Source organism: Paenibacillus sp. FSL E2-0177 (assembly GCF_037992975.1).
GTDB classification, from domain to species: Bacteria; Bacillota; Bacilli; order Paenibacillales; family Paenibacillaceae; genus Paenibacillus_AQ; species Paenibacillus_AQ odorifer.
The window spans coordinates 2,127,041-2,145,702 of record NZ_CP150307.1 but is presented as its reverse complement, the minus strand read 5'-3'; the positions used below and the strand labels follow the sequence as shown (position 1 = coordinate 2,145,702).

The 18,662-nt window shown below is 43.4% G+C and carries 20 protein-coding genes and 2 pseudogenes; 4 read left to right on the top strand and 18 right to left on the bottom strand.

The window, feature by feature from the left end; genetic code table 11:
* Window positions 1–3 precede the first annotated feature (3 nt).
* The gene (locus MHI25_RS09425) at window positions 4–711 is read right to left on the bottom strand and encodes a hypothetical protein (protein ID WP_076279384.1); all 708 of its coding nucleotides are present in this window, start codon (window positions 709–711) and stop codon (window positions 4–6) included.
* Between the two features lie 20 nt (window positions 712–731).
* Window positions 732–4,718, bottom strand: a complete 3,987-nt coding sequence (essC, locus tag MHI25_RS09420) for a type VII secretion protein EssC (RefSeq protein ID WP_340395311.1) — start codon at window positions 4,716–4,718, stop codon at window positions 732–734.
* Window positions 4,719–5,300: 582 nt separating this feature from the next.
* Between essC and MHI25_RS09415 the strand changes: the two genes are divergently transcribed.
* Together MHI25_RS09415 and MHI25_RS09410 are read left to right on the top strand one after the other, a co-directional pair.
* Window positions 5,301–5,636, top strand: coding sequence for a potassium channel family protein (locus MHI25_RS09415; protein WP_076124810.1), 336 nt, complete (start codon window positions 5,301–5,303; stop codon window positions 5,634–5,636).
* A 353-nt stretch (window positions 5,637–5,989) separates the two neighbouring features.
* A complete protein-coding gene (locus MHI25_RS09410) occupies window positions 5,990–6,619 on the top strand; it encodes a LysE family transporter (protein WP_339247517.1) in 630 nt (209 codons plus the stop codon).
* A gap of 61 nt (window positions 6,620–6,680) precedes the next feature.
* Here MHI25_RS09410 and MHI25_RS09405 read toward each other — a convergent pair.
* Window positions 6,681–7,067 (bottom strand): annotated as a pseudogene (locus MHI25_RS09405) (manganese catalase family protein); the annotation flags it as partial.
* A gap of 128 nt (window positions 7,068–7,195) precedes the next feature.
* Here MHI25_RS09405 and MHI25_RS09400 point away from each other — a divergent pair.
* A pseudogene (locus MHI25_RS09400) lies at window positions 7,196–7,378 on the top strand (DUF4236 domain-containing protein); the annotation flags it as partial.
* A 216-nt stretch (window positions 7,379–7,594) separates the two neighbouring features.
* Here MHI25_RS09400 and MHI25_RS09395 read toward each other — a convergent pair.
* The 3 genes from MHI25_RS09395 to MHI25_RS09385 form a co-directional block, all read right to left on the bottom strand.
* The gene (locus tag MHI25_RS09395) at window positions 7,595–7,930 is read right to left on the bottom strand and encodes a YolD-like family protein (RefSeq protein WP_340395310.1); all 336 of its coding nucleotides are present in this window, start codon (window positions 7,928–7,930) and stop codon (window positions 7,595–7,597) included.
* 11 nt (window positions 7,931–7,941) lie between these two features.
* Window positions 7,942–8,241, bottom strand: a complete 300-nt coding sequence (locus tag MHI25_RS09390) for a hypothetical protein (protein WP_340395309.1) — start codon at window positions 8,239–8,241, stop codon at window positions 7,942–7,944.
* A gap of 97 nt (window positions 8,242–8,338) precedes the next feature.
* Complete coding sequence (locus tag MHI25_RS09385; protein WP_076208693.1) at window positions 8,339–8,545, bottom strand: transcriptional regulator; 207 nt, start codon at window positions 8,543–8,545, stop codon at window positions 8,339–8,341.
* A 561-nt stretch (window positions 8,546–9,106) separates the two neighbouring features.
* On the opposite strand from MHI25_RS09385, the gene MHI25_RS09380 reads away from it, so the two are divergent.
* Window positions 9,107–9,385, top strand: a complete 279-nt coding sequence (locus MHI25_RS09380; protein ID WP_340395308.1) for a hypothetical protein — start codon at window positions 9,107–9,109, stop codon at window positions 9,383–9,385.
* 106 nt (window positions 9,386–9,491) lie between these two features.
* Here MHI25_RS09380 and MHI25_RS09375 read toward each other — a convergent pair whose 3' ends face one another.
* The 12 genes from MHI25_RS09375 to MHI25_RS09320 form a co-directional block, all read right to left on the bottom strand.
* On the bottom strand, window positions 9,492–10,205 hold the full coding sequence (locus MHI25_RS09375; RefSeq protein WP_340395307.1) for an N-acetylmuramoyl-L-alanine amidase: 714 nt from the start codon (window positions 10,203–10,205) through the stop codon (window positions 9,492–9,494).
* A complete protein-coding gene (locus MHI25_RS09370) occupies window positions 10,205–10,471 on the bottom strand; it encodes a phage holin family protein (RefSeq protein ID WP_036689199.1) in 267 nt (88 codons plus the stop codon). The genes MHI25_RS09375 and MHI25_RS09370 overlap by 1 nt, the downstream gene beginning before the upstream one ends.
* A 23-nt stretch (window positions 10,472–10,494) precedes the next feature.
* A complete protein-coding gene (locus MHI25_RS09365) occupies window positions 10,495–10,716 on the bottom strand; it encodes a BhlA/UviB family holin-like peptide (RefSeq protein ID WP_051491604.1) in 222 nt (73 codons plus the stop codon).
* Between the two features lie 77 nt (window positions 10,717–10,793).
* Window positions 10,794–10,895 carry a CD1375 family protein gene (locus MHI25_RS09360; protein ID WP_340395306.1) on the bottom strand — a complete coding sequence of 34 codons (102 nt, stop codon included), beginning with the start codon at window positions 10,893–10,895 and terminating at the stop codon, window positions 10,794–10,796.
* Window positions 10,888–11,502: a hypothetical protein gene (locus MHI25_RS09355; RefSeq protein WP_340395305.1), complete on the bottom strand. Its 615-nt coding sequence runs from the start codon at window positions 11,500–11,502 to the stop codon at window positions 10,888–10,890. Before MHI25_RS09355 ends, MHI25_RS09360 begins: the two co-directional genes overlap by 8 nt.
* A 19-nt stretch (window positions 11,503–11,521) precedes the next feature.
* On the bottom strand, window positions 11,522–14,968 hold the full coding sequence (locus MHI25_RS09350) for a pyocin knob domain-containing protein (protein ID WP_340395304.1): 3,447 nt from the start codon (window positions 14,966–14,968) through the stop codon (window positions 11,522–11,524).
* An 18-nt stretch (window positions 14,969–14,986) separates the two neighbouring features.
* Complete coding sequence (locus MHI25_RS09345) at window positions 14,987–15,553, bottom strand: hypothetical protein (RefSeq protein WP_340395667.1); 567 nt, start codon at window positions 15,551–15,553, stop codon at window positions 14,987–14,989.
* A gap of 67 nt (window positions 15,554–15,620) precedes the next feature.
* Entirely contained in the window at window positions 15,621–16,796 is a 1,176-nt protein-coding gene (locus MHI25_RS09340) for a baseplate J/gp47 family protein (protein ID WP_340395303.1), read from the bottom strand.
* Complete coding sequence (locus tag MHI25_RS09335; protein ID WP_340395302.1) at window positions 16,786–17,151, bottom strand: DUF2634 domain-containing protein; 366 nt, start codon at window positions 17,149–17,151, stop codon at window positions 16,786–16,788. Before MHI25_RS09335 ends, MHI25_RS09340 begins: the two co-directional genes overlap by 11 nt.
* The gene (locus MHI25_RS09330; RefSeq protein WP_340395301.1) at window positions 17,139–17,552 is read right to left on the bottom strand and encodes a Gp138 family membrane-puncturing spike protein; all 414 of its coding nucleotides are present in this window, start codon (window positions 17,550–17,552) and stop codon (window positions 17,139–17,141) included. Before MHI25_RS09330 ends, MHI25_RS09335 begins: the two co-directional genes overlap by 13 nt.
* Complete coding sequence (locus tag MHI25_RS09325; RefSeq protein ID WP_076316782.1) at window positions 17,549–18,343, bottom strand: hypothetical protein; 795 nt, start codon at window positions 18,341–18,343, stop codon at window positions 17,549–17,551. Before MHI25_RS09325 ends, MHI25_RS09330 begins: the two co-directional genes overlap by 4 nt.
* Window positions 18,333–18,659 (bottom strand): hypothetical protein, encoded by a 327-nt coding sequence (locus MHI25_RS09320; RefSeq protein WP_340395300.1) that lies wholly within the window; start codon window positions 18,657–18,659, stop codon window positions 18,333–18,335. The genes MHI25_RS09325 and MHI25_RS09320 overlap by 11 nt, the downstream gene beginning before the upstream one ends.
* Window positions 18,660–18,662 lie beyond the last annotated feature (3 nt).

Sequence of the window (18,662 nt, the reverse complement as noted above, 5' to 3'; positions counted from 1 at the left end):
TTGTTAAGCTTCTTGCAGCCAATTACATAACTCATTAACTACTGCAGGCAAGGATTGCGTGGTTTGACTGACGTCTTCTTCCACCCCACGCAGCAGCCACATTTGTTCTTCATGAATCAACAGGTTCAGTTCGCGAATCACCTGTGCCTCCTCAGTAATGCATTGGATTTCTGCCAAGGAAGTTATGAATGCACCTGCTTGAAGAGATTTCCCCATCCACGTTTCAAGATCTACTTCTTTATTTATCGCTTTTTGTAATTTTTCTTTATCGCTCAATTCCCACACTAAAGGGATTCTTTCAATGACCTGATACATCAGCTCATGTAGTGCATAAATCTCCTGAAGCTTATAGGTGTTACTTTCCGGCTGATGCTCAAGTTCAAACCATACTTCATCCTGAACAAAATAGAAGACCTTGCAAGTCTGCTGATTTGTATGCATAAGCTGGCAACAATAAGATTTGCAACTGGATGCAACAGCGATACCTCTATGAAGCACTTCATTCACTTTGGCGAGCCCCACAAAATCAACCTCTAAATATCCCTTTACTTCCAGCGACCTCATCTGTGTATCCATTAGGGAGCGTAAATTGCGCTCCGATTCGCCTTTAAGATCGATTTCCAGACCTGGAAAACTGGTTCCTCCTATTAAAGCAGTTAAATAGATAATTTCTAAAGGATGCAATTCAAATATTTCACGAGCCGGCTTCATCGCTTTCTTCACCTGCTTATCTATAGTTCTGTAATCATTTTGAGGCGTGAAATGGATCCCTCTGTTAACAGCATCGCTTCAGTATTGTCCAACACCTCGTTCAGCTCATGGTATTCCAATCCCTCGAGTAGTGGAGCATAAGACAAATGATCGTTGGGTCTTCCATCGGACAACAATGCATGTCCACTGTTAATCAGTTCACCGGCAAAATCAGTGACCAATTGCATTTGACTCAGTTCAAACGAATCGCTGCCGACCAGCAGCATTACACCAAGTCCACCGCCAAACCTCGCTATCCGCTCCAAATGATCCAGTGAATCATTCTCCATCAGATCAAAAGCAGACTTAAGATGAGGCATTACAATGACAAGAAGCGGGTACTTAGACAGAATATACTCAGCCTCGTCAAATTCTTCACGGTTTTGGACATCTGCAAAAGCTTGCCGGGCATCATTTTTCCTTAGTTGCAGCTGATTCACTAAGGATTGTGTGAGCTGTAAAAACTCCTCAGCTGTACTCATATAGCGGGTAATCGTTGAACTAGCTTTCAGGCTTGGTATACTGACAACACCACTGTCAAACAGATGGAATTCCATGTTTATTTCGCCTGCCGATTTATCAAGAACTTGTATTAAGGCGTTAAATCTAAAGTCCACATACTTTTGAGTGGTGTAAGACACTACAAAATTGCTAACCTGCTTTACATTAATCTCTACCGGAAGTGTAGTATCCCAATCCAGCCCAAGCGGTACCAGATAATTCCCTTGCGGTTGTTCCTTATGCACACGTTCCAAAAGCTCTGCCAGTGAAAGCTTGTCCGGGATCACTGAAATTCCTACAGGATTATTCACACCTGCCACTGCTTTCATCTCCGAACTAATCCGGCGGAGAGAGGCAGCAATCTGATCATCCGAGCTGCCATCCACAGGAAGCGCGGTATGAAATTCCAAAATCCGGTTATCTTTGAGCAGTCCGCGGCCTACGGTATTCGTTGGCTCCATCCCTTCTGTTCTGCCCAGAATACTGGAATAATCCAATCTATCAGACATTTGATATACTAGAGCCTGCTTAATATTCTGGCTGATTCGGTAAGGATAAGAGGTTACAGCATTGGCAGCGAACACGAAGTATATCCCGTAATTACCACCTTCACGCACCAACTTGGAAAGCTCTAAGATAAAGTCATCATATGCTTCTGAGAATCCTGTGTAATTATCGAGCAGAATAACAATGTAAGGAACCTTCTCTCCAGTGGCCGCACTGTAAGAGACCAAATTGCTGATTCCAAGCTGAGAAAACTTACGTTTGCGTTCATCCAGTTGGGACAACAACCAACTGATCAGTTTTCCAAGCTTTTGTTCGTCCTCTGGAAAAACAATATCCCCTACATGTGGAAGCTCGTGGAATACTCCCAAGGTACGTGTACCAAAATCCAATATATAGAAATGAACGTAATCAGGTTCATATTTCAAGGCGAGGGACATGATAATTGTCTTTAACAGCGTTGTCTTACCGCTGCTCGGCGCTCCATAAACCAGTAAATGTCCGTCCTGATTAAAATTAATATCCAGATTGTATTGCTCCTGATCTGACGGATTATCAATTCGTCCAACGGTGGCAATAAGATTCTGATCTGGCTGCTTCCATGATTGCCCATCCCAGATCTGATTCTGATCCATAACATCTGCTAAAGTCATGGTCTCCGGAAGTGGAGGCAGCCACAGCTGAAAGGCCTCTCCGATCGATTGCTCAGCAGAAATGGCAGCTATATGATTAACCACAGCCTGCAGCTCACTCAGTTTCGAGACATCATCACTGTTTTTCCCCTTCGGAATCAGGGCTCTGCGTTCACCACTTAGTGAAACGATATCCATCTTGGGACTTCCACCCTGATCTGTCTCCCCAGCTTGATAAGGCGCTCCGCTCCAGGAGGATTGGAACAAAGTGAATACTTCATTATTACCAACTTGCAAATACCCACGGCCTTTTTCTTTGATCTCTGCTGCCTCCGTGCGTTTTAGCATCTCCTGACTATCCGAAGGTGTCTGGACCTTCAGACATAATTTGAATCTGGAGTTACTCCAGATCTGGTCATCGACTACGCCAGAAGGTTTTTGTGTTGCCAATATTAAGTGAATCCCCAAGCTTCTTCCGACCCGTGCCGCACTGACCAGCTCTTTCATAAATTCCGGTTGATCTGATTTAAGTTCTGCGAACTCATCCACCACTATGATCAAATGCGGCAAGGGAAGGTTAACTTCCTTATTGCGGTAAAGAACGATGTAATTATCAATGCTGGTCACTCCGGCTTCACTGAACAGTCGCTGTCTCCGCAAAAGCTCACTTTTGATGGAGGCAAGAGCCCGATTGATCTGATTACCACCAAGATTGGTGATTGTTCCCACCAGATGTCGAAGCCCAAGAAAAGCGTTAGCCATCCCTCCACCCTTATAGTCAATCAGTACAAAAGCAATCTCATGCGGATGATAATTTACCGCCAGACCCAAAAGTAGGGACTGAAGCAGCTCACTTTTCCCCGATCCGGTGGTGCCGGCTACTAGACCATGTGGGCCATAGCTTTTTTCGTGCATATCGAACAAAAGAAATTTACCACCTGCCCCGAGCCCCAGAGGAATGGACATGGTACGGTTAGCCTGGTTTTTTGACCAGCGTTCCATTACGTTTAGAGACTCTACCTGCTCAACCTCAAAGCTCTCTAGAAAAGTAACCATTGGCGGGATATAGCTGTTATTTTGACCTTCTTTAATTCTGAGCGGAGACAAAGAACGGGCAAAAAACTCCGAATTTTTTTTATCCAGAGAATCGGCAGAAAAATAATCAGCTAAATGACTTAACAGCTGATTAGTATCTTTGCGAACCATCCCCTTACCGCCCTTAATTTCCAGAATAGCCTGGCAATTCAGCGGCAGCGCAACATCAATCTTCTCTGATGTAAAAATGCTGGTCACTCCAAGTGAAGCATTGCCCGAGAGCAAATACTTCATCATATCCGTGCTGTCCCACAGTTCAGGAGCAAAAACCAGAAAAACATAATGTGGGGCCTGCATTGGCTGTAGTCCATAACCATTCTTGCTGTTTTCTTCTCTTTTCCTAAGCTCCGGAAGTAATTCATCCGCAATATTAGAGGCATCAAAGGATGTTGTAGCCAAACTTCTCTGGCTTCGATCTTTATTCCATGTATGGGGCAGCCATTTTAACCATTCCCAGTGTTCCAGATCATCAGGCTGCATCACGCATATTACCCTTACATCATCGTAGCCTTGGTGTGTTGTTAAATGAACCAGGACAGCATTGAGGAAATCACGAACCTCCTGCTGTTTGCCGTATATTCCGAGCGTATTAATATTCCTTAACGGTATGTAGACTGGAATGTCTCGTACAAAATACATCTCTTCGCATATTTTACTGGCGATTTCTTCAAGTGGGTTGTCGTCATCAATTGCTTTCGCTTTTGAGCTATATGTTGGCACCAGAGCAATCGGCTGGATTCCAGCACCAACCCGGAGATTCAGAAAATCATCTTCAATTCCTGTTTTTTCCCATAGCTGCTTGCTTCTCCCCCGTACGATTTCAACACAAGATTGAATACTTGGATGGATATATGTATAGGCTTCTCGCTGCGTACTCGCGGCACTTTGTAAATCATTACGAACCTGAAATAAGTAGTTGAGATATTTCTTTTCAAGTTTTTTGTTCTGTTCATGATGTTTTTTCACACTAGATTTATAATTTAAAATTGAAACCATGACCGTCAGAAGAGTCATACCCATGGTTGATATCAGCATGGTAAATGACCTGGTCAATGTTGACATAAATATAGAGATGACTAACATCCCGATGGGGGGGACTATAATCGTCAACCATGAGAAGGTTGGTTTTCCCGATGGCCGGGCAGGATCCTCCAAAACCATTTCACCTTCCGGGTAATTTGGTTTAATTCGAGGGGTTCTTTGTACCTGATTGGTTAGCATTTCTTGAGCACTCATCTTTTTCATCACCACTGGATAGGAATTTTGGATTAACAAGAATCATTAGTGTAAATTTTAAATAAAATATAAATTTTTTTCCATTTTAGGATATACATACTGCATTATCGGTTTGAAGACTAAATAGTTTATATTTTCCATAACATTTTTTGCTAAAATGGTTCAAAGATCCCCAATAAATAACCATTATTTTCATAATAGTAAAATTACTAGTGTATATAGATCCAGTTCTAAGGTCACCTCATCATACTTTTCTTTTAGTTCAATTTAAGACATTTGGCACATTTACTTTTTCAAGGTTATTCATTACTCCTATCCGCTTCCATTGCCAAATAGAAGAATTCAAAGCTTTACTTTGAAATCAACATTCTATAATAGATCCTATGAATCAGAATATTTCTATCAAATTGAAGGAAACTTATGCTCTAAGAAGGAATTTAACTTGGGAGAGAACCAGGAAGTTACTGCTGACTCTAACTATTTCTCAAAACAAATAAGCAACCTCATAAGAGGCTGCTTAGTTTCAATAGTTTGACTACGATTTGTTATGTATGCTCTAATATAAATGAAGGGTGGAGCTGCATGTTATCATTTTTACTAACTTTAAAACGTTTATTCTCGGGCTTATGGAAAGCGCTCAAACGTAAAAATTTCCAAGCATTATTCTTATTAGTTTTGATGACGTTGTTGTCTGGAACCATTTTTTATGTCAAACAGGAAGGTTTGTCTGTCCTGGATGCTATTTATTTCTGCGTTGCAACGCTTAGTACATTAGGTCATCCAACATTTGTTCCCCAGACAGCACTCGGAAAAATATTTACGATCGTTTACATTATTGCAGGCACAGGGTTGTTCTTGGGAATGATCGGGTATATCGCTTATGAACTGATCAAGCAAACCGATAAAGATAACAATTAAATAATGAAATCCAAACTCATGACAGTATTAAGAGCCTTGTTAGCTGAAGCTAATGAGGCTCTTTTTTTTCAAATAATCGCTTAAATACTAACTTTCACCTAACTAAATCACATTTTTCATCTCATGTCACCCTTTAATTTTCGAGCAATAATTCATCGGTAAAGAAAATCGAGACCATTAATATTCATCTCTGGCGATCCTCAAATAAATAAAAAAGACCGTCTCTATTAGAGCGGTCGAAAATTTTAGAGCAAATTTGTAATAGATAAATTCACTCAAAAGAATTGCCCCCTATTAATTCATGGTGTAAAATATACTTTCGTTTAATTTGATAAAGGGGGCTTTTAATTTTAATGGCTTTATTTCTTACATACGTTTTGCTCGGCTTTTCCATCGCTCTCCCCGTAGGTACCATTACCATTGAAATGACCAAACAAGGCTTGAAAAATGGCTTTATGCATGGTTGGATTGTTGGCCTCGGGGGAATGACTATCGACCTCTTCCTAATTCTAGGCTTATACTTGGGTCTAGCTTCTATTCTTTCCATGCCTATCATACAAGTAATCATGTGGTTAGTTGGGGCTCTCTTCCTATGCTACGTTGGATATGACAGCATCAAGAATGCAGATCATGATATTTCCCTTGGAGGAGAGAAGACGTCCAAATCGCTGTTCTCTTCTTACAAAAATGGTTTGCTAGTGGCGATCTCACCAGGAAACCTGGTATTTTGGGTTAGTATCTTTGGTACCGTATTGTCCGACTCCTTTGACCGTACTAATACGGGCAGCTTTTTGCTCGTAGGATTAGGTATCCTGATTGGTATCCTGCTCCATGATATTGGCCTGATGACGATTGTATCCACCACACGAAAAGCAATGAACCGGACGGCTATTAAATGGGTGACTATCAGCGCAGGTGTTGTATTAATCGGCTTTGGCGGGTATTTCTTCTATCAATTCCTGCGGAGCCTCCATATTTTTTAACGTAAAAAAGCCGTTCTCTTTTAAAAGAGAACGGCTTTAAATGTCTTTTTCACAGAAATCCTTAGAACACCCGCTTCTGATTCCGATCATCAATAATAATCTGCACCGCTTCCTTAAACCGTAATGCATGCACAATCTCCCGCTCCCGCAGGAACTTAAGGCTATCCTGCAGATCCACGTCATCCGTCATGTCAATCAGCCACTGATATGTAGCCCGGGCTTTTTCCTCAGCCGCAATGTCTTCATAAAGGTCTGCCAGCGGGTCTCCCTTAGCTTGAATATAGGCTGCGGTGAATGGAACTCCGCTAGCATCCGTGTAGAACAGGGCATGATCATGCGCTACAAAATGTGGCCCTAATCCCGCTTCCTCTAATTCACATACCGAAGCATCCTTCGTCAGCTTGTAGATCATCGTGGCAATCATCTCAAGGTGAGCGAACTCTTCTGTACAATGATGCTATCAGTCATGAAAATGCCATCTCGAAAGGACGTTCAAACCATTAATAATAACTTGTATACCGTCAACCATCATTATATTATACAATAGGAATAAATCCCCTAAATGGAGTGAATGTTATGGGCTCGTTTAGATTTAGAAAGTCTATAAATCTTGGTGGCGGTGTAAAGTTGAACGTAGGTAAAAAGGGCGTTGGAATTAGCGCCGGTGTAAAAGGTGCGCGAGTTAGTGCCGGTCCTAGTGGGAAAAGGGCTACAGTATCCCTTCCTGGAACCGGGCTTTCATACTCTAAAAAAATTGGTGGAGGGAAATCGTCACATTCTAGTCGTAGTAACCCGACACTAAACGTGGATGAAATGACACCAAAACAAATTGAAAACCGAAAAAAGAATCTTACTATATTTAAGTTTATAGGTATTGCCTTTGCTCTATTGATTGTGATTCTTATCATCTTTACATAGCTAAACCCCGCCAATCAAAAGGCGGGGTTTTTAAATTCGTAAGCGCTTGGAAATTTACTATGTATATGCGCCTACAACATCCTCTATCTTAATCCATTCCCAATCATCATCATGACGAAACTTAATCTGACCCAGCTGACGGTCAACCCTCATAACTATGCCATGGATTGATTTGTTCTCAATCGGATCAAACAATGTAAGTGTGATCGGACTACAATCCTCTAATGATTGAGCTAATACCTGTGAAATTTCTGATAATGCTTGGGGATCTAAATCAGGTTTTTTACGTGTCTCTTCATTGAGCACATCGTCCAGAATCCTGATTTTATGCTCAGGCATAATCATCCTGCTACTTTCCCACAATCCATTACCTTCGAGTTTCTTTCTCTTCATAGATATACCCCCTAATAATACAGCCAATAGTCAGCGCTGCTAGGTACATTTTTTACCTTTTGTGCCTCTTCTGGATCTCGGTGTGATGGATTATCTCTTTCCCAACCAGAGATAATGCAGGCCATTTCAGGTGGCGTATTTGGATTCCATTCGATGTAGTTTTCCTCCGTCAACTCTTTCAACCCATTTCGGATATCAACTGGCATTCGTCCACTCAATCGTTCTAACTCAGGCAATGAAGGGAGACGACCAAAATGTCGTGAGTAATGAGTAATGATCAATAAAAGCTTACGCGGTGTATCGCTTAACATTATTAACGCCTCCAAAATAAGAACACTTGTTTGTATTATATGTGCTTATTGGTTTTTTAATCAATGGTTTTTTATGACAAAAAAGAGCCGTACAGGACTACTCCTGTGGCGGCTCTGTATATTCTCTTGCTATCTTTTCTTCTATCGCTTCCAAAATGAAGGCGTTGCGACTCTTATCAAGTTGCTTAGCAACAGCGTCAATCCTTTCCCTGTCGCCTTTTTTTACCCAAAGCTTTACTTGATCATAATTTGCGGCGTTGTACTTATCTTTTGCGCGTGTTGATGCCTTGCCTTGCTGTTCCATAGGTTATCACCCCTTTGCTATAGGATACCACAAAAAATATACTGTTACCAGTATATAAACATGTTGACAATATACTGGTACCAGTATATAATTAAGATAAGAAAGGAGGTGAACAAGGCACATGAAAGATTGGGTTACGCTCTTTACAGCAATCATTCAACTCATTACCGCAACGCTGCTGCTAAAGGACAAAAAGAAAGGAACCAAAAAACGCCGCGGACCACGCAAACGTAAATAGGTTCCCGGAGAGTAAGGGTTGCACCCCTTGCTCTCCACCCAATCATAACATAAACGGTTTGAACGATACAATTAGCCGGCGGGCATACGAAGGAGGAATAAATTATGTTGAACGTAATCGCATGGATTATCATCGTAGCTGCGTTGGTCCTCTCTATTGCGGCATTAATAAAAGTAAAAAAACGACGTTAATATTACCCCCAGCTAACCTTAGGTGATCGACGGGGGCACATAAATCAAAAACTTTTTGCATTTAATGATCGTAGCACTTATGATTTGATTACATTCGGATTACCTTCAAAATGGATAGGGGGAATTCACGATATGAATTTGGAGTATAAGGGTATTAATGATCGAGGGCGTGCAGAGTGGGTTGAAAAGGATTTAATTAGTTCTTGGTTTCCAGAAGGTAAACCACTAGAAGAATCGCATCTTCTATGCTACAGACCATTTGTTGAAGATATCCAGTCTATAATTAGCCGGGAACTGACGAAGGATGAACTAGAAACGATTCATTGGTTATCCGGTTATGAAGAAAGTACAATAAAAACCCTTAAAGGACTTATCGCAGCGGCTTATGAGCAAGGGAAAGTAGCAAAATGAATATTTTGTTGAATAGTACGTACGAACACACAAGTTACAGAAAAAAAAGCCCCACTGACCCTTATATAGGTTAGTGAGGCTTTTCGTATCTCTAATCGTTAGATACTTACTTTTTAGTGGTAATAGTAGCCGTTTTTGTTTCATTATCAAAAGATACTACTGCACCCAACGCTTTGCCGATGGCTGCCAATGGTACGTAAGTACGCCCCTCGATCAGAAAACTACCTTCATTCAGTTTTTCCCCATTTACTACTGTGCTAGCCTTATCCACCCTCACATCTTCCGCCTCCTTAGTTTTTAGAGCAGTATACAACCGACTCCATGGAAATTTCGCACCGGGACAATAAGGCTTTCTCACCGGATCAATTTGAAAATGACCTATCACATGTTTCTCGTCCAAGATGATAGCTTTACCGTAGAGCCTTTTTACTTCATCACTAATAAATTTATGTAGCCATACGGAGGCAGCAAACTGCGCCTCTGTCAAACTACCATCCATACCCTCATGTTCGATACTGATAGTGTACTTATTAGGATTCGTTGGTTCTTGTTCCTTGACGATTGCCGCCTTGGCTTTGGGAATTGAATCGACTGTGATTCCGTTACACCAAGCCATTTTTGTTATATCAACGTATTGGTGGATCTCCCCCAATTTAGAAACGCCAAAATGAGCGCTACTAACTAAATTACCAGAAGATTGAAACCAACTATCCATAGAACTCATCGTACCGCCACTTATATGATTTACAATAGCAATCGGTATATGACCACCTCGACCGCTACAATTTGTGTGCTTATTTCCCTTCTGAAAGATTTGCATTACTCATCAACCCCCTTTTTTGCCTGCTTAAGCAACTGATTACCATATACAGCCACAGCTCCGCACAAGATGCCTTGTACAAAACTATCTACATTAAAGCCAAGAGTAAGACATACAATGATGATCGCGGCCAATGTGACCAGATAAATAATTGTCCAATCTGGTACTCTCGGAGTTTGTTTTAAGCAAAAGCCAATCACCCAACATACAGCAACAATAAGTAATAATTCCGGTTTAATAAAATTTGCAACTACATTCCATTCCATATCAATTCATCCTCTCAATATTATTAATTTCTGTGTGGAAATCGCTCTTTCATTTCACGTAGCTCCACGATGATTACATCGTATTTTTCAGAAAACTTACCTAGTAGATCCTGCAATCGTCCTTCCCTCTCTTTATTCGCGCGCATTACGTAGATCAGCAGCCAAACGAATAACACCGCGAATGGACCTTGCGTTAAAAAATATTTAAGTACATCCATTTCTGTCACGATTGCCCCTCCCCCCATCTATCTCCCCAAAATGAAAGCCCCCGGAGATCCGAGGGCAAAATAAAAACGCCTCTATAGGCGCCAGCTTTTTCTATCTATTCTTTTAGCAATGCTGCTACTTCCTCACGTTTTGTTTCGGGCACCTGCTCCAGTGTCTTCAAATCCTTGCGTATCAAACTTGCATATACTTTAGCCATTATCTTCTTCACCTCCCTCTACGGTTTCTGAAGGTTCTGCCGAATCCTCTGGCGTTTCCGGTTTACCTCCGGTTTGTCCTGCAAGCACCAGCTCATACAACTCAGTTAGTGCCAATTGTGCCTCTACCGCCTCTTGTTTGGCAGTCTGTAACTCTTCATAATTTTCTGTAAGAGCAAGCTGCGCTTCTTGCAATTGGGTTTCAGTTTGCCCCAGTCTCTCCAACGACTCAGCAAGTTGTGTTTCTGTCCGCTTGAGTTTCATGTTGGTCTGCTCTAGCTCCTGTGCAGTCTTAGCACTTTCTCCCTCTACCATTTCGATACGTTTAATTAGCACCTCTGCTGGAACCTCGCCCGGATAGGTAAACTCTAAATCTTCGGTATCTGGATTAACACGGTAGCCATTACACTCCGCAAATTCTCGACGAAACTGACCGTATTTGAGCTTTACTACACCAATGGTATCGCGGACCCGTTCAGCCAGCGCCTTATATGTTGCAAAGTCCTGATCCTCGGTTGTCTCCACTACCAACCTACCTACCTGTTCACCCGTATTTACTACCACGTTTCCTGTTGCTTTTTCAAAGTATATTTTCATTCCGATTTCCATAATTAATACTCCTCTCTTATTACCAAGCTTCCCATAGTACAGTGCGATTAGCAGCAAGGTTTGCCGTCATTTGAAATCCATTGTCACTAATATATATCCCTGAGTTACCACCACTTCCTGTACTGTGAATCCACCCTATAGGGAAACTACCAGCATTTATTAAAGTGCTTTGGGTTAGTACGAACCAGGTGTCAGGGTAAATATCTTGCCAAGCACGTACATACGTTGGCTTGAAATCCAACCCGGTAACGGTTATACAGGTAAAGTTTCTAGTGGCTCCATCACTTGATTGTGTGGTCATTGAACCGTAGGTAGTTGTCGTTCCTGTTGCGCGTTTGACATAACCAACGGATGCCAACTGAGCTACTGACACTTTTATCTCACCCGCACCAGAACCACCTTTTCTATACCCCTCTCGTGGGTAGACAGCAAGATCGCCATTCCCCCATCTTCCTACACCCATAGCATCATCAACCCCAGAGATAACAGGAACTGAACCCTGAACTCCAAAGACGGTTTTAGTGGACAGTATACTTGCGGGTACATAGTTTGGATCAACGGATAACAGTGTCCCAAATCCACCGGAATTAAGTCCAGAAGCATAGTACCCCGTCTGAGGTTCCAAGACAAGGCTCCCCAATCCATCCCCTTTAGCTGACAAGGCTGTGGTATAGGTTAAGCTGTCTCCGGCTCTAGTTCTGTCCGGCATTGTCCCATTGACCACCCCATTCTCTCTACCAACTGTATAACCTGACAATACCTGCGCTGCTTCTGCTGTTCCATATTCACCCCCTTCACCCTGTAAGATAAAAGCCGTTCCATCGTATACAACCGTATAGACACCACCAAGAGCCAAAGGCGGGTTATTGCCATTTGGCTTTTTGATAGATTTAGCGCCCAGACCATTTACATTGAGTGTAACCGGACCTGTTGTAGCTACATGTGCTTTAATGGTTACCCGTAAACCCGCTGTTAAGGCTGCAACTGCTGGATTAAAAGTAGCAGCCAGAGTCGGAGCAGTACCAGAGGTAACAGCATAGGCAAGTGTACCTTGCGTAACCTGCGCAGCAGAATATCCACCTACTGAGTCAGAATTACCCCACTTTATCGGTACAATGACAGCGTTCGTTATCCCTGTTTCACTTGTGAGATTTGTAATCGTCCAGTTACCCGCAGAGGCTAAGGCACTAGCTCCAACGTGAGACGCTAACACCTCTGTTACCTCTATGTGCGGGTACTGCGTTACGTTGGTAGTAGTCCCCAAGAGGATACAGCACTTACTGCCATCGTAGGCAAACCGCACAGACGTAAACGGCAAAACCCCTGCCGCCGAATCCGCTAAAGCTGAGGTCATGCTCCAAGCGTTAGTGAAGTTGTACCCGCCAAGGATAAGCTCCCACGCCCCGCGATTAGCTGCGTACTCATACCCCGTTATTTTTATGGTCATCATGGTTGCGTTCCATCCGACCGGAAGGGTTATCTTAATTGTGCCTGTATTATTTTGTGTACTCTTGTAAGAAGCTACGTTGCTGAGTTTTACCGATTCAGAACTATAAGTTCTTGATACAGGGCCAGTGAAGTTACCCCCACCGCTAGTTATATTAGCTACCCATGTAGTCCAAACTGTATTTGTCCTAACGCGTGTCCACGTTATTCCCGTTAAGACATCAGCAAACTCCTGTCTGAGATACGACGTTGAGTTCCCGGGATTAAACACTGAGAACACTCCGTAGGTAATGCCGCTTGGCGGCATATTTGTAACTCCTGTGGGTTGATAGAACGAATACACTCCACTAACATTAAGCGTATTAAGGTCTGTGTTGTTAGCGATCAGTCCCCGCGCTGCAAACAATGGGGCATCATTGTTTCCTGTCCACCACGGAACCCAGGCACTCCATGCCGCCGCAGCGTCTTTATACCTTACATAAGAACCACCGCTAGATTGCAATAGTAATTGCCAAGTCCATGTATTCGCGTTATTATGCGTTTCTGCGCCGCTGACAAAAACCAACACTTGCCCCCACATACTTGCAGCTGGCTTGTTAAGTGTAACAGGACTAATAGGATATACTCCCGCCGTTAGTGCAAGGTCTAAATCCACAGTAGGGATAGTGTTAGCTCCACCCAAAGAGTTATACACATTGTTACGTGGCACTCTAATAGACGCATCCAGTCCCGCATATCCACTAGCTACATTCTTTCTTCCACTGTGCTCTATCTCCATCCAATCCGACCATTGAGGAGAACCTGGCGAATAGTAATTGCGTGTGTAAATTCTAAATGACGCAGAATTATACGAGATGATTGACTGGTTAACTCCTGCATGTGTGTTATTTCTAAGGTAAAAAGATTGTCCCGCAATAGCTGTAGGCATATTCAAGATAGTTGCCGCAGTCGCGTTACTAGGGCAGAAGTAGTCTCCCTCATTTCTAAACGCGTTTAAGTCTGTGTTAGCAGGTATGATTTGCGATGTTCTAGCAATGCTAGCAGGAATGTGGGCATCAAGTAATTTAGTATTTGCATCAAGTCCCGCATACCCGTTAGCTGTGTTCTTTTTATCCGTTGTCTCTGATAACTTCCAAGCTGACCAGACCGCGACACTACTTCTTGCCCGAATATAGGTGTTTCCATTGGTAACATCTATAACTTCTTGCTTAACATACGTAGTACTTTTGTCAGAGACGTACACAAACAGAAGCCCATAGGTTACAGCTGGAGCGTTAGTAATTCCCGTAGGCATATAAATTGACCATATACCGTTAGTTAGTAAGGTGTTAAAGTCTGTGTTATTAGTAATACGTGCTCTGGGCATAAATACAGGGGAGTCATTATACCCTGTCCACAGAGGTACCCACTCTTGCCACTCTTTTTCATTTATTTTTCTTCGAACGTATATCGGACCTATCGTACTAAAGAACATTTGCCATACCCAGTTAGCTACGTTGTCGTGAGTGTCACCAGAGCTTACATGAACTATAACTTGTCCATAGTTAGCTTCTGGGGCGCCTGTAGCCGTATTAGTAACTGAGTACGTACCAGCAGTGTATAAGGTGTTGAGGTTGGTCGCACCTCCAGCTCCACCTAATGAACTGTATGTGTTAACACGTGGAACCTTAGAGGTAGCGTCCATCGCAGCTACACCACTAGCAGCACCTTTTTGCGCCAATGGAATCGAAGCTGCCTTTGCTGCTTCACGAGCTGCGTCCGCCTTTGTCTGCGCTCCTTCAGGAGTTTCTTTGACATTCCATGCGGTTTGTTTAGCTGCTGTGACATGTATATTGTTATCTTCTGTATGCGTATCAAACTTGCTGCGGATCTCCTGGAAAACTTTATAAACTCTGTTAAAATACCAATTTAGCCATGCGGCTGGAGGTTTGTCGTTGATCTGCCAACCTGTCTTTCGCTTACTCTCTGGTGGCTCTATACCTGGTTCCTGCCATTCAGGAAGCTTTTCATTAAATGCCACTTTATTCCCTCCTAAATACTATATAGGTAATGGATAATCATCGCCTGGTGCGTATACCGTTCCTAACTCCCCACCCGTAGTCATATCCGTGTCCGAAAGTCCTAATGAGCTTGTTTCAAGCACATCATACTGAGAGGACAAAGCAAACGTCCCAGCAAGCTCAATTTGAGCCACTCGGACGCCTGCTGCAACCGTCTTTTGTATGATTCGTGCAAACTGTAATGGGGACATACCAACCTCATTCAAGCGCCGGACTGGAACACGAATCAAGTTGATTGCTGCTGGCTCCGGCTCCAGTGGATCAGCAAATTTCTCTTGAATTTTGATATCTGAGTAATCGCAGTCTAAAGCAAGGGCTAACACCTGGATAATGGTGTTAACGTCCGTTTTAGATAGATTTCGGGCAATCTTTGACTTAAGCAGTACTCGGTATACCTCGTCAGTCGCTGCCCCTCGTGGTTGGACCACATTGGAGCCTATTCGGTCCAGCGTCGTGCCTTGGGCAGCATCAATGTCCTTCCACTCACGGACACGTTCCAGCGTCTCACCGACTCTTACCAATTCCCCATGCAAAATGCTTATCATCTTACCCAAGTTGCTTTCCGGATTTTTATTATAGGTGTCCGCAAAGCGTCGTAACATGTCCTTAACACTAAACATGACTGTTCACCATAATATCCGCCGCTCGTGCCCGAGCTACTTCATAAACCTGAATAGGCACATTAGAACTGCCAAGGCCTCCGCTCGTCTTGCCCGCTGTCAAGATCATATCTTCGACCCCCTCAACATTGGATACAACACTGATTAATCGGGTATACACTACGGTTGCTCCCATGCTTAAGCCGTTGTAATAGGACCCTGCGGCATCTTCGCCGCCGATATACGTAATAATGGCTGATCGAATTTGGTCATCACCATCGATCGGGTATTGAGCGTTTTTGGTCACAGATACAGATACTTTGATCCCCACCTCGTTTGCACGGGAAAACTTAACCGTGTGCAGCTGTCCACCCAAATCGGCAACTTGCTTACTGATGCTCCCGTGAGCTTCTACGCCGCCGGACTTGGTTGCAAAGATTGCCTTAGAGATTTCCAGCTCATCCCCGCCCAGCACATAAGCTTCGAAAGACTTGGGTGGCCGTCCGGCAGCATCCTTTGTCATACCTGTGTTCTCGATGATCGCTGCTGCTCGGACGGTGGGCATTCTTAGCAGCGCTCCCCGAAGTGCATCCACGGAAGCCGCGCCGCCGCCCGCCACGGACAAATCAAAGCGACTGCGAAATTCGGCGTCTGTCTCCTTTTCCCTGCCCCCCGTCACGGCTACAACGTTGGTCACACCAGTAATGTCCGGTACCGGGTTAACTACCACGGATATTGCCCCCGCCGCGACGTTGCCTGATACTCCCGATTCCAACGCCTCAATTGCAACGGTGGCGGTACCAGTGGTCAGTGTAACATCAGCCATTGTCTCAAACACTACACCGGATTTCGTCGCCGCACGGGTACCCGCCGGAACAGTAAAGCCTATAGTTCCCGTGATTTCCAATGATCCCGCTGCCCATTGGGCAAGCGTTCGGGATATACCAACTTGCGGACCCAGCCTATCCAAGTTGTTGCCGGTGGCCGTTGGAATATATCCGCTGTTGTATACGTCCTCTGCGGTGCTCCAAATAATAGCTAAAAACCAAGCAAAAATACGAAGTATAATTCCAAGCGGTGAGCGAACCGAAGTGTTAACCGTGTCTCCAAATGATTCCTTGGCTTTATCCTCCATTTGCGAAAATAGATCATCAAATCGTAGTCGTTTAAAACCTGTGCTATCCAACAACGGTCTCGACCCCCTCAACCGTAATTACATCGCCGTTGACAGCTGTAGCCGTAAAATCTGCTGTAGCTGTTCGTTTCATTCTGTCAAAGGTTACAGTCACCGTATCTACGCTCTGAATACGCGATTCTTGTAAAACCCCACTGGTCAACTCGTCGCGAATTTCTTCTTCAGTAACCCCTTTTCCAGTGATCCGCTTAAAATCAATGCCCATCTCTGGATCAAGTATCCACTCGCCTTTATTAGTTCCTACTGCCAAAGTACAACATTGAGCAATTTCTTCAGGACCGGAGATCAGTTGCAATTCACCGTCTAAAAACACCAAATCTCCGGAAATATCTAGTTTTATAGACTGCATGGTAACACCCCTACGATTACAGCATCCATTCGACTATGTCGCCTTTCGGTGTCCGGGGCTGCCACTTGACCGGATAATGTATTTTTAAGTTCAGCATCAGCACAAACCACATAAACAACGTCTCCAGCCTTTAATAGTGGACGCATAATTGTTTCGAATTTCTGCATCCCAGCACCAAGATTAAGTTCAAATTCGACCTTTTGCCCTATGACCGGGACAGACATTATCTGTGCGGGTTGTCCACTCGTCAGTTTAAGTAATGGCTGCACAACAGCATTCAACTTAGCATCATCGAAGGAGATAACCTTGCAAGGCATCGCAACACTGATATCGTCGCCTTGGTTACCCGCATACGCGCCAAGCAAACGGGAAAGTGCTCCTGCTGGATTTGCTCTACTCACATAATCGCCTCCGTTTCTGTGATAAAGTCTCCTGTATTGGAAAACTTATGGGTTCCACTACGAATATGAAGCTTTCCTGACCATTCCCTGCAAGTCAAATTAATAACAGAAGCCGTTGTGATTCGTTGTTGCAGCTGTGCGGAAATATTGTATCCCTGAATGCCATTGTCCTCGAAATATTCTGGAGATCCTATCAAACCCGTTTCTGGAGACAAGGCAAAAACAGAATCAGCACCATTACGAATATTACGAATATAGAGTTTGCTTTGATTGATATAACAAGATGTTCCACAGTCCTTACAAACCTCCGATATGATGTCGGTGACTTTTCCCTTTGCTGTGTAACCATCTTGATATCTGTAGTCCTGGTTAAGTGCCATTTGCGCTACAGGTAAACCGATATACCCCGCCATCTGCTTAATGATCGCACTGGCTAGTGTCCCCTTTGCAAAAGCAATCTCTGTAACTTCTCGCTTAGAGAGATCCTCACTATCCAAGACATAAACAGTCGTTATTTTATCTACGCCCTCCCATTTGGTTCGAACCGATGAAATTCGACCATGGAGGATAAGCCCAACATCTCCGGTGTAACCAGCATTCACCATTAGGACAGCGTTACGCTTGATGTTATTTATCGTTGTTTGTGACAGGTTCCATATCCTCAGTTCCGACTCATTAGGTAAAGTGTCGTTGTCAAATGGAACCGTCCCTTCCATCGTGTATTTATCAAGAGTGAATTTCATATTAGCAGTCATAATCTCCACGACACGGCCAAAATTTTTACTCGTCATCTTCCTCATCCTCATCAATAACAAACAAAAAGACGCTTATACCAAGCGTCTCCCATGTTACTGCTGTGCTTTTTTCCGATTCATCCCAAGGAACAATAGGTAATCTAGGAAATCGGTTATCTTGGACGTCATAAAAGAGCGTTTGCCCATAAACTAACTTTTCCCCATATGCCAGCACTTCTCCATTCTTTTCAAGATCCACCGTAAAAAAATCATAGTCAGCATTGTAATGGACTTCAAAGCCAAACATTTCACCAGCGATAGATATGTCAAAACGATAAGGGATGTTGTCCTTCTCTATCTCAATAAATTCCATAAT